The organism is Pseudomonas sp. ArH3a, from assembly GCF_022648765.1.
GTDB lineage: Bacteria > Pseudomonadota > Gammaproteobacteria > Pseudomonadales > Pseudomonadaceae > Aquipseudomonas.
In genome coordinates, this window is the sequence record NZ_CP080330.1 from 4,179,155 (window position 1) to 4,191,866 (window position 12,712).

The window sequence follows — 12,712 nt, forward strand, 5'->3', positions numbered from 1 at the left end:
GCCCGATGAAAACCTGGATGACCCTCGGCCGGGTTTCCAACCTGCCCACGGTGTGGACCAACACCCTGGCCGCCGCCCTGCTCGCCAGCAGTGCCGGCGCGCTGGCGCCGCCGTCGTCGCAGGTGTGGGTGCTGCTGTTGATCACGCTGTCGTTGCTGTACCTGGCCGGCATGCTGTTGAACGACTGGCTCGATGCTGATTGGGACCAGCAACATCACAACCCGCGCCCGATCACCCTGGGTTTGGCCAGCCGCCAGCAAGTCGGCCTGGCCACCGCACTGTTGCTGATCCTTGCCGCCGCGGCGGTGCTGGGCTTGAGCCGCTTGATCGACCAGCCGCATTGGCTGCTTGGCGGCGTGGTGCTGCTGGTCGGCTGCATCGTCGGCTACAACCTGCTGCACAAGAAATACGCCCACAGCGTGTGGCTGATGGGCGCCTGCCGCTCGGCGCTTTACCTCACGGCGGCGGCCAGCCTGGCGGTGCCGCCGGAGCCAATCTGGCTGTGCGCGATTCTGCTCGGTGTGTACATCAGCGGCCTGACCTACCTGGCGCGCCAGGAACACCGCAACCAGTTGATCAGCCGCCTGCCGTTGCTGCTGATGCTCAGCCCGCTGGCCCTGGCGTTCTATTCCAACAACCTGTGGTTCTGGCCGGTGCTGCTGCTGTGGTTGGCCTGGCTGGGCTGGCACTACTGGAAGCACCTGGCCCACCCGCAGCACAGAAACGTCCGCGCGTTTATCGGCGCAGGCCTGGCCGCCTTGCCGTTGTTCGATGCACTGGTGCTGGCGGTAGCCAACCAGCCGTTGGGCAGCCTGTTGTGTGTGTTGGTGTTTTTTCTGCTCCCCCACTTTCAGCGTTGGATCAAGCCGACATGAACATACGCCAGGATGGCCTCACCGAACGCCAACAAACCCTGAGCGAGCAACTGGAAGCCACCGAACTGCAAGGGTGGCAAGCGGCGCAGGCACAGCTTGCCCAGCAACCCAGCGCCACCACAGCGGCGCTGTTGAGCGGCCAGTGCAAGCGTTACCTGCCGGCACCTGCGGTGAAATTAGCGCGCGGGTTGCTGCTGGCCCAGGCACTCGAATACACCGAGGCTGCCGAGCAGTTGCCGCTGCTGCGCCAGCTGTTCCTGTGGGGCGACGATCAGGAAAAAATCGCTCTGCTCAGCGCCCTCGACTGGCTCGACAGCGACGGCGAGTGCCTGGAACTGGCCTTGCAGGCCGGGCGCACCAGCAACCCGCAGGTGTTTGCCGCCCTCGCCCTCGACACGGCCTACCCGTCACGCCACTACTCGGAGCGCGCCTTTCACCAACTGGTGCTCAAGGCACTCGGCATGGGCCTCGACGTGGGGCGCCTGGTCGGCCTCACGCAACGCCACGGCGTCACGCTTAATCAGTTGGCCCTCGACCTGCTCGACGAACAACTCGCCGCCGAACGAACCGTGTCCCCCGGGCTGCCCCGGGTGATTGCCTTCGAGCTGCTCAGCCCGGCGCAACTGCAGCGCCTGCGCGGCTTGCGTTTGCCGGTGCAATGGCACGCCTACCTGAACTGACGCACATCGCCTTCCCTTGACGAGGATTCACCATGCTCAAGTACTTTGATCCGCATATTCACATGGTCAGCCGCACCACCGACGACTACCAGAACATGGCGGCCGCCGGCATCACCGGCGTCATCGAACCGGCGTTCTGGCAGGGCCAGGCGCGTACCAGCGTCGGCAGTTTTGTCGACTACTTCGACACGCTGCTGGGCTGGGAACGCTTTCGCGCGAGCATGTTCGGCATCCACCATTTCTGCACCATCGGCCTGAACCCCAAAGAAGCGAATGACCTGTCGATCGCCAATGAAGTGCTGGAGATTCTGCCGCGCTACCTGGTGAAAGAAGGCGTGGTCGCGGTTGGCGAAATCGGCTACGACGACATCACCCCTGAAGAAGATCGCTTTCTTGCCGCGCAGCTTGAGCTTGCGAAGCAATTCAACCTGCCGGTGCTGGTGCACACGCCACACCGCGACAAGATCGGCGGCACCAAACGCACCCTGGCGGTGATCCGCGACGTGGGGATCGCCGAGCACCTGGTGATCATCGACCACCTCAACGAACTGACCTTGCCGCTGGTGCTCGACAGCGAGTGCTGGCGCGGCCATTCCATCTACCCCAACACCAAGATGTCGGAGCAGCGCATGGTCGCCTTGCTCAAGGAATACGGCACCGAAAAAATGGTGGTCAACAGCGCCGCCGACTGGGGCATCAGCGACCCACTGAAAGTGCCCAAGACCGGCCAGGCGATGTTGGCAGCGGGCTTTACTGAAGCCCAGGTGGAACAGGTGCTGTTCCACAACCCGGTGGACTTTTTTGCCCAGAGCGGCCAGTTGGACAAGGCCTTGGTCAGCACGCCACTGCCCATCGACCAGCGCAAGCAATGGCAGGAAAACTCGGCCCTGCGCGGCCAGGACCCGGTGGTCAAATGAGTGCCGCCAGCAGCTGGACGGCCGCCCAGGTCGGGTATTGCAGCAACGTGCACCCGGCCCGTGACCTGGCCGGGTTACGCGCCTCCATCAAGCAGCACTTTCAAGGCGTGCGCAGCCTGCGCGGGCTAGAGGAACAGGACAGCGGCCTGTGGATTTGCGCTCACGCGGCGGCGCAACTACAGCAGGATTCGGCGCGTGTGCAGTTCCTGGCATTGCTCCAGCACAGCGGCCTGCGCCTGACGTCACTGAACGGTTTCCCCTATGGTGAATTCCATCAGGGCGCGGTGAAAGCCGACGTCTACCTGCCCAACTGGGCCGACCCGCAACGGCTAGCCTACAGCCTGGACCTGGCGCGCATCCTCGCTCATGCCTTGCCTCCCGACTGCCGCCAAGGGGTGATTTCCAGCGTACCGCTGGGCTATGCCGCCACCTGGAACGAGGCCTTGCAGGCACGCGCCGATGAGCACCTGAGCCAACTCACCGCCGCACTCGCCCACCTGCATTGGGAAACCGGCAAGAAAATCGTGTTCTGCCTGGAGATGGAACCGGACTGCGTGCTGGAGACTACCGAGCAGGCCATCGCGTTCTTCCAGCGCCGGCAAGCCATGGACCCGAACCATGCCTACCTGGCACTGTGTTTTGATGTGTGCCACCAGGCGGTGATGTTTGAAGACTGCTACCAGTCGCTGGACCGGCTGCGTGAGGCCGGGGTGCCGGTGGGCAAGGTCCAGCTGTCCAACGCGCTGATTTGCCGCCTGCCGTCTGACGATGAACAGCGCCGCGAACACGTGCTCAAGACCCTGAGCAGCTTTGCCGAAATCACCTACTTGCACCAAGTGAAGGCGCTCGACGCACAGGGCCGCCGAGTGGCTTGGCCGGACCTGCCCGCCGCCCTGACGCATTGCGCCGGGTTCAACGAACTGCGCATCCATTTCCACATTCCACTGTTCAGCGAACACCTGTTGTTGCCCGAACTCAGCGGCAGCCAAGTGGCGCTGGCGCAGACCTTCGACTACCTGGCGGCCCATGGCGATTTCCGCCCGGTGCTGGAGGTGGAAACCTACAGTTGGGGCGTGCTGCCCTTTGAGCTGCGGCCCGCCACCGAGCCTGCGCAATTGCAAGGCATTGCCGCCGAACTGCGCTGGGTCGAAGAACAACTGCGCCAGCGCAACCTGTTGCACGTGCAGAAGGTATACGCCGATGCCCTCTGAACAACCGCTGTTGCTGATCAATGTGGTCGGGCTGACGCCGTCGCTGTTGGGTGAAGCGACGCCGCACATCAATGCCCTGCTCAAGACCGCCCAGATGGCCACCCTGCAACCGGTGTTCCCCGCCGTCACCTCGACCGTGCAGGCCTCGATCCTCACCGGCGCGCCGCCGTCGCAACATGGGATTGTCGGCAATGGCTGGTACTTTCGCGACCAGGCTGAAGTGCGTTTCTGGCTGCAACCCAACGCGCTGATCCAGGGCGAAAAAGTCTGGCACACGCTCAAGCGTGAGATCCCGGGTTTTCGCTGCAGCCAGTTGTTCTGGTGGTACAACATGTACGCCGACGTGGACGCCGCGATCACCCCGCGTCCGCATTACCCGGCCGATGGGCGCAAGCAGTTCGGCTTGTATTCGTCGCCGCCCGGGCTGCATGAGCAGATCGAGGCGCAGATTGGCGAGTTCCCTTTCCATGGCTTCTGGGGCCCGGCGGCGGGCATTGCCTCGAGCCGCTGGATCGTCGATTGCGCGATGGCCGAGTTCCAGCTCAATCGCCCTCACCTGCAATTGATTTACTTGCCCCATCTGGACTACAGCTTGCAGCGCGTGGGGCCTGAACATCCGTCGATTGCCGATGAAGTGCGCGCCATCGACGCCGAGGTGGGCCGCTTGCTGAGCTTTGCCGAGGCGCAGGGCGCGGCGGTGATGCTGCTCTCCGAATACGGCATCGAAGCGGTCGAGCAATCGGTGTCGATCAACCGCGTGCTGCGCGCCGAAGGCCTGTTGCAAGTGCGCCAATCCTTGAGCTGGGAGTTGCTCGACCCTGGCGCCAGCGCGGCGTTTGCGGTGGCCGATCATCAGGTCGCGCATGTGTATGTGAAGCAGGCGCAGGACATTCCCCGCGTCAAAGCCTTGCTGCAGCGCCAGCCGGGTATCGAGCAGGTGCTGGACCAAACCGAGCAACGCACCTGGCAGTTGGACCACCCACGCAGCGGCGAGTTGGTGGCCGTGGCCGCGGCGGGTTACTGGTTTGATTACTACTACTGGCTGGACGCGCGCAAGGCGCCGGATTTTGCGCGCACCGTGGACATCCACCGCAAGCCCGGCTACGACCCGGTCGAGCTATTTATCGACCCGGCGATTCGCTTCCCTAAACTGAAAGTCGCGCGCCGCCTGCTGCAAAAAAAGCTCGGCTTTCGCTACTACATGGACCTGATCCCGCTGGACACCCGCCTCGTGCGGGGCAGCCACGGCCGCCTGCCCAGCAGCGCGCAGACCGGCCCGCTGCTGATCACCAATTGTGATCTGGCGTTACCGCAGCACCTTGCGGCGACGGCAGTGAAGCAACTGCTCCTGGAACATTTCCTGGGGCGCCCACACCTGGAACTGGCCAATGCCAAGGAGCTTCCATGCGGCGAGCCTTATCTATCACTGTCTTGAGTGCACTGGCCGGACTGGCCCAGGCCCAAGGCGCAAACACGCCCTTCGACTGCACGGGTTTCTTGCAGTTTGGTGGCGACATCGACAAGACCCGGGCGACCTTCACCCAGAGCCCCGAAACCCTGGCCTGGAACTGGTTTGCCTGCCTCAACCAACCCGCTGCGGCACAAAGCCCTGACTTGGTCTGGGAAACCATGAAGCCGTCGGATCAGGTCTACCTGGCCAACGGCGCGCAACCCCTGCCCTACGCCCAGCGCGTGCCCGTGCCACCCGCGGTGCTGACGCAAGCCCAGGCGATGGGCATGAACGCCAACCGCATGTTCCATAACCTCAATGCCACGCAACAGGTGGACGGGCTGATCCTGGAAATGGGCGCGCAAGTGCCGCAAGCCCAGCAAGGCCAGGCGGTGCGCTTCCAGCTGCTGATGGGGCCGGACACCTTCAACTACATCGTGCAGCAGAAGGTCTACAACGTGAATGGCCAGGCCGCGTTGACCAGCGACCTGAACTTCCCCTCCACCGCGTGGGAACTGAAGGCCGCCTGGCTGTGGATCGGCAACAACCCGACCTATCAGCAGCAACTGGCCAACGACGGCTACTACATCGCCCAGACCTACTACCAGCAAGGCAGTGAGTACGTGGTCGGTTATGCCGCGTTGAGCGGTTTGCACGTGATCAACAAACTGAACCCCGACTGGGTGTGGACCACCTTCGAAAACCGCAACAACGGCAAGTACACCGTGACCAACGCGATCCCGCCCACGCCGATGACCAACAGCACCGGGCCGACCACGGCGGCGCAACCGGTCAATGTCAGTTTTCAGGCGAGTTACCCGACGCTGGCGCAATACGAGCTGATCGGCGTGCAGTCCAATACCACGCCCACCTTGCTCGCCAACTCCCAGTTGGAATCGGCGTTCCAGAGCATGTCTTCGTGCTTCGCGTGCCACAGCACCGCCGCGTACTCGTCGACTAAGGGCTACTTCAATTTCGCCCTCAAACAACAGGGCGGCATCGTCTACCCCACCGCCGAACTGCCGGCCTCCGACTTTGTCGGCTATCACAAACTGGACTTTGTCTGGTCGCTCAAACGCGCCCAGTGGCAACGCTAAGGAGCCTCACATGAGCGTATTGAATTTCCCGCGTATCTACCTCGGCGGCCATATGTTCTGGAACCCGCCGACCGCCAACAATAACGACATGTACCCGCTCTACGATGCGGTGAAAATGCAGATGAACTGGCGGTTTCTGGAAGCCTTCAAGATCACGCCGCTGAACGCCGCCAGCAACCTGCTGCCGTGGACCATCGCGCCATTGGCCCCGGCCGCCGTACCCGACTACGTGATGCAGGTGCCGGGCAATGCCGGGCAGTTGGCGTCCCCCATGATCCCCGGCGAATGGAACCTGTTCGGCGACAACGCCTGCGGCACCGTGAGCTACAACCAGACCCAGTCGGTGATCACGGGCGGCGAGTTGCCCGACGGCGGTTATGTGAGCCAGGACCCGCTGATCAACCAAAGTTATCAGCTGCTCGGCAACCCGTTTGGCGGCGCGCCGAATTCCCCGGCGCGCTTTGTCGACGTGAGCCCGTGGCAGAACACCTTTACCGCGCTGTACTTCGACAAGTTGGTACTGGGCAATGCCGAGTGCGGCCTGACGCTCAACCGCGAGCACCGCATGCTCGACCGGTTCCTCAACTTCAACTGGGCCAACCTCGGCGGCCTGGCGTACGTGACCACCACTTGGCAGACCTGCTTCCCGAAAGAAAACCTGGCATGGGTGATCGGCAACTCGGCCTTGCTGCAAAACCTGCAGGCGCAGATGGCGCAACAGAATGCCAAGGGCCTGATGTTTCGTTTTACCACCTACCTGACCTGTTACGACAAGAACGGTATCTTCAACAACTACCCGCCCATCGACACCCACAGCTCCACGCCCGAAGCCCAGGCCAAGGTGCAAGCCATGTATCAACAGGCGCTGGATAACGTCGGTGACATTTTTTTCAACCCGGCCTATAGCCGCACCGTAGGCAGCCTGGGGCTGTGGTTTGAGGATGAGTTCCCCACCGCGCCAGCGGGCCGGCGCCTGGTGCCAGCACAAAAGGTGCCCATCTACAAAACCTCACCGGGTACCACCAGCCAGGTCCAACTGGGCGTGATCTCGGCCCAGGCCCATGGCACGACCTTGTCGCTGGACCTGGGCAACGCGTTCCCGTTCTACCCCGTCGACAGCAAGGCCGAGATCCCCGTTGCCGCCAAGTACCAGGCCGGCAACTACCAGATTGGCATCCGCCAAGGCACGCAATTCAGCCCGTTGGCAAGCTTTGGCTATGACGACTACCAGCAGTTGGCGTTCGACAAACGCGCCGGCATCCTCGACCTGCCGCTGACCGTCCAAGCTCAGGCGCAGCTGCAAACTGGCAGCCTGGAATTGCAACAACCAGGTACCACGCCAATCATCGCCGCGACCCAGCAGATGTGGACCGCCGAGGTGGTAGAGAGCGCCAGTTTTATCGACGTGGGCGACACCAAGACACTGCAAATCATGGTGCAACACGACGGCCAGCCCGCACCGGCCGGCACCACGTTATGGGTGGCGGAATACGGCAATGCCTACATGCTGTGCACCACCGATTACTACCTGGCGTTCAGCAACGCGGCGGACTTTTCGCTGTTCAACAACGACCCGCAGAACCCGGCCAACAACAGCCCCTGCCTGCCGCAGTTTAGCGGGGCGAAGACCCTGCTCGGCCAGATCACCGAAGGCACCGGTCGTCAGCTCATGGCAACCCGGCTCGCGGTGTCAGCCGATCAGACGACGCCGGTGACCTATCAGCAATTCCTGCAAACACCGGCCGCAGTCGCCTTAAGCCCGACGCTTAAGTTCGTCAACCCGATTGCCCTGCAAGGCACGCTGCAAGACCCGCTGAACAGCAACGTGCAATACAGCGTGACCAAGATTCAGACCGATGCCAATGGCATCGCCAACCTGACCGTCACGGCCCAGGCGCCGGGCTTTCCGACCTTGCGTTTCTTTGTGCAGGAAGGTGAGCAGGCGCCGGTGATTCCGTTCAGTTTCCCACTCAACCAGGCCTTTACCGACTTCCTCGCACCGCTGCGCGTGCTGCCGCTGGAACCGCAGATGCAGCAGGACTTCGTCAACGCCTGGAACCTGATCTATCAGCGTGAAGACGCCGGCCAGCTGATCTGGGAGACCTTCATCTACCCGTTCATCTTGCAGCCGTTCTATTACCTGTACCCGATCATGAGCAAGTACATGCCGCTCAATAACCTGACGCGCATCGAGGGCGCCGTCGACCAACTGATCGTGCTGATCAGCAAGCAATATCAGGAGGAAAGCACCCTGGCCATGCCCATCACACGCGACATGCCGCAAAGCCGGCGCGCCGTGCTGGAACTGTGGGCACAGGCGCTGGTGAAGCGTAACTACCCGCCCGTGCAGCTGAGCATGAGCGACTACACGTAAGCCTCACACAGGACCACCGGGTGACGCGCCTGTCGCCCGGTTTTCAAAGGAGTGTTGTATGAACGCCAGCCTCTTGAGCCGACTGTTACTGTTGTTACTGTTGCTGAGCCCCGTTGCGTTTGCCGAGGACGACAGCGGCGCCGTGTACTTCACCAATGGGGTGCACAACAGCGAAGGCTGTAATGCACAGAACGGCAACTGCATCGCCAAACGCGCGCCCAGCGACCCGTCCGATCCGTTTTTCCCGGCGCAATGGATCAGCGATTGGACGATGTACCGGGTGATGAACAATTACCAGAACAACCCACCGCCTTACAGCAGCCCACCCTCCACGCTCAAACCTGCGGACTACACCGTCTCGCGCGGGACCAGCTACTACGACAGCACCTACATCCCAGCCGACGGCGACGGTTTCGGCGCGATGATGGAGCACTACGAGAAGTACTGCCTGCCGATCTTCCCGATCAAGAACAACAACTACAGCTGCTCGTTCGTGTCCCTGGGCAACAAGGCGTACTTCCTGACCTACCCGCAGGACCGCCCGAAAGACATGCCGGCCTGCTGCATGTTTTCACCGATGAACCATCCGCCGCGCCAGGACTTTATCGAGCACCTGCCCTACAGCGCCGAACGCAGCAAAAACCTGGGTGGCAGTGTGCAGGCCTATGCCTTGGACCTGATCTCGCCGGCGGGACCGATTTTGTTCGGGTATGCGTTTAACAAGCAGCAGACGGGCAAACCGCCCTACCGCCTGCCCCAGTCGTTCTTCTTTTCCGGGGACGTGAGCGTCGCAAATGCGCCCATCGTGAGCCAGAACTACACGAACTTTCGCATCGCCAAACCCGACCCGGCGCAGACCTGGGCGCAAGTGATCGCCATGTGCCCGTCGAACCCGCCGCCGTGCCAATTGTTCGAGCCGCCGGCGTCCCAGAGCAACGGGCATAAGGCCCAGTGGAACCAGCTCATGCAGCGCAAACCCTGAACACAAGGATGTATCACCATGAAAACACTTGTGAGTGTGATGCTACTCGGACTGGTCAGCCTGTCGGCCCAGGCGCGGGAAGCGCCTCAGCCGTTGACGCCGGCCACGCAACTCAACTGCCAGCCACCTAGCAGCGCGCCGGCGGCCACCGCCAGCCAGGATCAGTTCGATCAATACAGCTGGCAGCTGTTTATCGCCTTAAACTGGCCGGCACAGGACGGGCAACGTGGCACGCCCAACTGCAGCAAACAGCCCGGCGATTCGGGCTATACCGTGTGGCAGACCTACAAGACGGTCAGCGAAATCTTCCTGCCGGGCGCTGCCAACCCAGGGCCGTGGAACAGCCCGCTGACCGCCCGAAGCCTGGGCATCATCAACATCGCGGCGCTGAAGAACAGCTCGCTGGTCAACTCCATCGACCAGGCGGTGGGTGGCTGGCTGATCGACCAGGCGGGCAACCCGACCTATTACGATATTTCGGCCAACCAGGCGTCCTACAACTACATCGTCAGCAATAACTTCTACAACGCGAATGTGGTGTCCAAAGCCAACACCATCAACTTCCCCAATGGGGTCATCGAGGTCAAATCCAGCTGGCGCATTCTGACCGCCCGGGACAATGCCAGCCATTACCTGACGCAGTTTGCCCGCGTGGCGCGGTTCAACAGCCAGGGGCAGCGCATTGGTGTCGGCGAGGCGTATTTGGGGTTGGTGGGCTTGCACATCATCACCAAGGTCAATGGTTACCCGCAGTGGATCTGGTCGACCTTCGAGCAGGTCGAAAACGTGCCGCCCAAAGCCAAGGTGAACGGCCAGTGGGTTGACCAACCGGTAGCCGGTACCGCCTATTCCTACTTCAACGCCGCCGCCCCCGCCGCCGCACTCAACCAGTCGCCGTGCAACTGGCAAACCCAGGGCACGCAACTGGTCTGCGTGCCCAAACCCGGCACCTCGTTCCAGACGCCCAACCCACTGAACCGCGTGACGCCGATTGCCGACGCCACCGCTTGGGTGAACAACAACTATCGCACACACCCCGGGCTGCAACGCAGCGTGTTGAAGTACTACCAGTTAATCACCACCCAGCGCCCGTTGATGCCGAACAACCCGAGCAACCCGCTGGGGCAGCCGACCCCGGCACTGTCGGCCAATGTGACCATGGAGAGTTATATCCAGCCCAACAGCAGTTGCATGAACTGCCACTCGATGGCGACGCCGGTGAAGAGCCCGTTCAAGTCCGACTTCTCCTACCTGTTCAAATTCGCCAACCCGCCTCTCACCCCTCACGCCACGGACAAGGAATAGACCATGAGCATCCTCAATGGACCACGACTGAATTTCTGGGGCGGCATCCGCACGGACGTGAGCTTGCCAAACAACTCGCCGACCATTCCTTTCAATGGCGATGATGAATGGCCGCTCTTCGACCTGACCACATCAACCCTGGCGCCCGGCGCGCAGTCGTACACCGACGACCAGTTAAACAACATGATCAACGCCCCCACCGGCAACTACTACACCGCCGGCGGCTGGAACCACTACGGCCAGCATGTGGTGGACATGCAGAACGCCTTGATCAGCTCCCAAGGCAGCCCCGGCAACATCAGCACCACGGGCGATCAGGTCGGCCAGCCGGTGTACCTGCTTGGCTCGGTGGACCCGGCGACCGGCCAAGGCCCCGTGTCCGGCCCGATGATGGTCGACCTGGACCCTAGCGCCTCGACCACCACGCAGATCTTTGTCGGCGGCCTGCAAATCGGCAGCGGCGAAAATATCCAGCTGCTGATTCGTTGCAATGCGGTATGCAGCAGTTTCGACGTGACCGGCCGCGTACTCGAGCCGGCGAAGATGGATGCACCGGGCTCGTTCCACGCCAGCGGCACGTTCCAGCTGACGTTTCCGCTGAGCAGCATCGTCAGTTGGAACAAGAACAGCAGTGGCCTCAAGGCGATCATCCAGGCGCCGGGGGCGACGGGTATTGTCCTGCGTTTCGTGATGTTCGAGATGTGCCCGCAGATGACCACCGCGCAACTCGATGCGGATTATGCCGCCGGTAAATACACGCCGAACCCGAGTATCGGCCGGGTCATCGGCACACTGGCGCCGGCCTTTGCTGGCGAGCCGCTGAGCTGCCAGCCGGGGCGGCAATTGGTCAATGCGTCCACGGGCAACGCGGCCTACGCGGCGCTGGGCACTAACGGTTTGCTGAGCCTGGACATGGTCAACGTGATTCCCAAGCAAACCTTCCGTGCCGTGCGCGACGACATCACCAGCCCCATCGGGCCAAATGCGAACTATGGGCCGGTGACGATTTCAGCCGGGGCCACCGCGCTGATAACCCTCAACCCGACCGCCAGCCCGTTGGTCAATTACTACGTGTACGGCGGCATCGTCGACGTGCCCCTGAATGCCAGCCAGCAACAAGCGGTCAAGACCACGCCGCTACAGATCATCGGCCCTAACCCGGTGGCGGGTAAGACGCTTAGCGCGAGCGAATCCATCTACCGGGTGTATGCCGACCAGCGCAACCTGTACCTGGAGGATTACCCTAATGGCCTGACGATCAATTTGCAGGTGCGCTACTTGGGCGGGCCGGTGCCGAAAGCCACCACGGTCAGCCTGGGCGCCAGCGCGCCTGGGGTCTACGACCAGAAGCAATACATCGACTTCCTCAACTTCCCGAGTTCGCTGACGGTGAGTGCCGGCCAGCAGGCCGTGAGTTTTCCCGTCACGCTTAAACCCGGCAGCGCCGCCCAGGCGGGGTTTGTGGCGCTGACCTGCACGGCCAATGGCGTGGACAACGGTGCGTTCTTCACCAACTTTCGCAAGTACGCGCAGACCGACTTCGGCATCGCCAAGGGCAGCATCATCACCTGGCAGCAGGTGTACCCGAACGTGCTGCGTTTTCACTACCTGGCCTTCCCCGCCATGTCGCGCTACGTGCCGCTGAACCAGCCCGACGCGATCATGGCGGCGAAAAACGCCATCCTCGCGCGCACCTCGGATGCCTACAAAGGCACCACGCTGTTCATGCCGGTGGTGCGCTCGATGTCCCCCGCCCAGCGTGCACTGCTGCGTGCGTATCTCACCGGCAGCCCGTGGCAGCCGCCGCAATAGGAGGCAAAC

The 12,712-nt window shown here is 62.3% G+C and carries 10 protein-coding genes; all 10 read left to right on the plus strand.

Annotated features, from left to right (window positions below; all coding sequences use genetic code 11):
* The first annotated feature begins 5 nt into the window (after window positions 1-5).
* Genes K0P33_RS18985 through K0P33_RS19030 form a run of 10 tightly spaced genes read left to right on the plus strand, consistent with a single transcriptional unit; the run spans window position 6 to window position 12,703 of the window.
* Window positions 6-875 carry a UbiA family prenyltransferase gene (locus K0P33_RS18985; protein WP_242156080.1) on the plus strand — a complete coding sequence of 290 codons (870 nt, stop codon included), beginning with the start codon at window positions 6-8 and terminating at the stop codon, window positions 873-875.
* Complete coding sequence (locus tag K0P33_RS18990) at window positions 872-1,555, plus strand: EboA domain-containing protein (RefSeq protein WP_242150509.1); 684 nt, start codon at window positions 872-874, stop codon at window positions 1,553-1,555. The genes K0P33_RS18985 and K0P33_RS18990 overlap by 4 nt, the downstream gene beginning before the upstream one ends.
* Before the next feature lie 32 nt (window positions 1,556-1,587).
* The gene (locus K0P33_RS18995) at window positions 1,588-2,472 is read left to right on the plus strand and encodes a TatD family hydrolase (protein WP_242150512.1); all 885 of its coding nucleotides are present in this window, start codon (window positions 1,588-1,590) and stop codon (window positions 2,470-2,472) included.
* Window positions 2,469-3,683 (plus strand): metabolite traffic protein EboE, encoded by a 1,215-nt coding sequence (eboE, locus tag K0P33_RS19000; RefSeq protein WP_242150515.1) that lies wholly within the window; start codon window positions 2,469-2,471, stop codon window positions 3,681-3,683. Before K0P33_RS18995 ends, eboE begins: the two co-directional genes overlap by 4 nt.
* Window positions 3,673-5,118 (plus strand): nucleotide pyrophosphatase/phosphodiesterase family protein, encoded by a 1,446-nt coding sequence (locus K0P33_RS19005; protein WP_094951853.1) that lies wholly within the window; start codon window positions 3,673-3,675, stop codon window positions 5,116-5,118. The genes eboE and K0P33_RS19005 overlap by 11 nt, the downstream gene beginning before the upstream one ends.
* Complete coding sequence (locus tag K0P33_RS19010; RefSeq protein WP_242150518.1) at window positions 5,088-6,230, plus strand: hypothetical protein; 1,143 nt, start codon at window positions 5,088-5,090, stop codon at window positions 6,228-6,230. Before K0P33_RS19005 ends, K0P33_RS19010 begins: the two co-directional genes overlap by 31 nt.
* Before the next feature lie 10 nt (window positions 6,231-6,240).
* Window positions 6,241-8,604 (plus strand): hypothetical protein, encoded by a 2,364-nt coding sequence (locus tag K0P33_RS19015; RefSeq protein ID WP_242150521.1) that lies wholly within the window; start codon window positions 6,241-6,243, stop codon window positions 8,602-8,604.
* A 58-nt stretch (window positions 8,605-8,662) separates the two neighbouring features.
* Complete coding sequence (locus K0P33_RS19020; protein ID WP_094951850.1) at window positions 8,663-9,586, plus strand: hypothetical protein; 924 nt, start codon at window positions 8,663-8,665, stop codon at window positions 9,584-9,586.
* Between the two features lie 18 nt (window positions 9,587-9,604).
* Window positions 9,605-10,891, plus strand: a complete 1,287-nt coding sequence (locus K0P33_RS19025; protein WP_242150524.1) for a hypothetical protein — start codon at window positions 9,605-9,607, stop codon at window positions 10,889-10,891.
* Window positions 10,892-10,894: 3 nt separating this feature from the next.
* The gene (locus K0P33_RS19030) at window positions 10,895-12,703 is read left to right on the plus strand and encodes a hypothetical protein (protein WP_242150527.1); all 1,809 of its coding nucleotides are present in this window, start codon (window positions 10,895-10,897) and stop codon (window positions 12,701-12,703) included.
* Window positions 12,704-12,712 lie beyond the last annotated feature (9 nt).

Coding starts and splice junctions, on each gene's coding strand:
- K0P33_RS18985 (WP_242156080.1), top strand. CDS start 6: ATGAAAACCTGGATGACCCTCGGCCGGGTTTCCAACCTGCCCACGGTG.
- K0P33_RS18990 (WP_242150509.1), top strand. CDS start 872: ATGAACATACGCCAGGATGGCCTCACCGAACGCCAACAAACCCTGAGC.
- K0P33_RS18995 (WP_242150512.1), top strand. CDS start 1,588: ATGCTCAAGTACTTTGATCCGCATATTCACATGGTCAGCCGCACCACC.
- eboE (WP_242150515.1), top strand. CDS start 2,469: ATGAGTGCCGCCAGCAGCTGGACGGCCGCCCAGGTCGGGTATTGCAGC.
- K0P33_RS19005 (WP_094951853.1), top strand. CDS start 3,673: ATGCCCTCTGAACAACCGCTGTTGCTGATCAATGTGGTCGGGCTGACG.
- K0P33_RS19010 (WP_242150518.1), top strand. CDS start 5,088: ATGCGGCGAGCCTTATCTATCACTGTCTTGAGTGCACTGGCCGGACTG.
- K0P33_RS19015 (WP_242150521.1), top strand. CDS start 6,241: ATGAGCGTATTGAATTTCCCGCGTATCTACCTCGGCGGCCATATGTTC.
- K0P33_RS19020 (WP_094951850.1), top strand. CDS start 8,663: ATGAACGCCAGCCTCTTGAGCCGACTGTTACTGTTGTTACTGTTGCTG.
- K0P33_RS19025 (WP_242150524.1), top strand. CDS start 9,605: ATGAAAACACTTGTGAGTGTGATGCTACTCGGACTGGTCAGCCTGTCG.
- K0P33_RS19030 (WP_242150527.1), top strand. CDS start 10,895: ATGAGCATCCTCAATGGACCACGACTGAATTTCTGGGGCGGCATCCGC.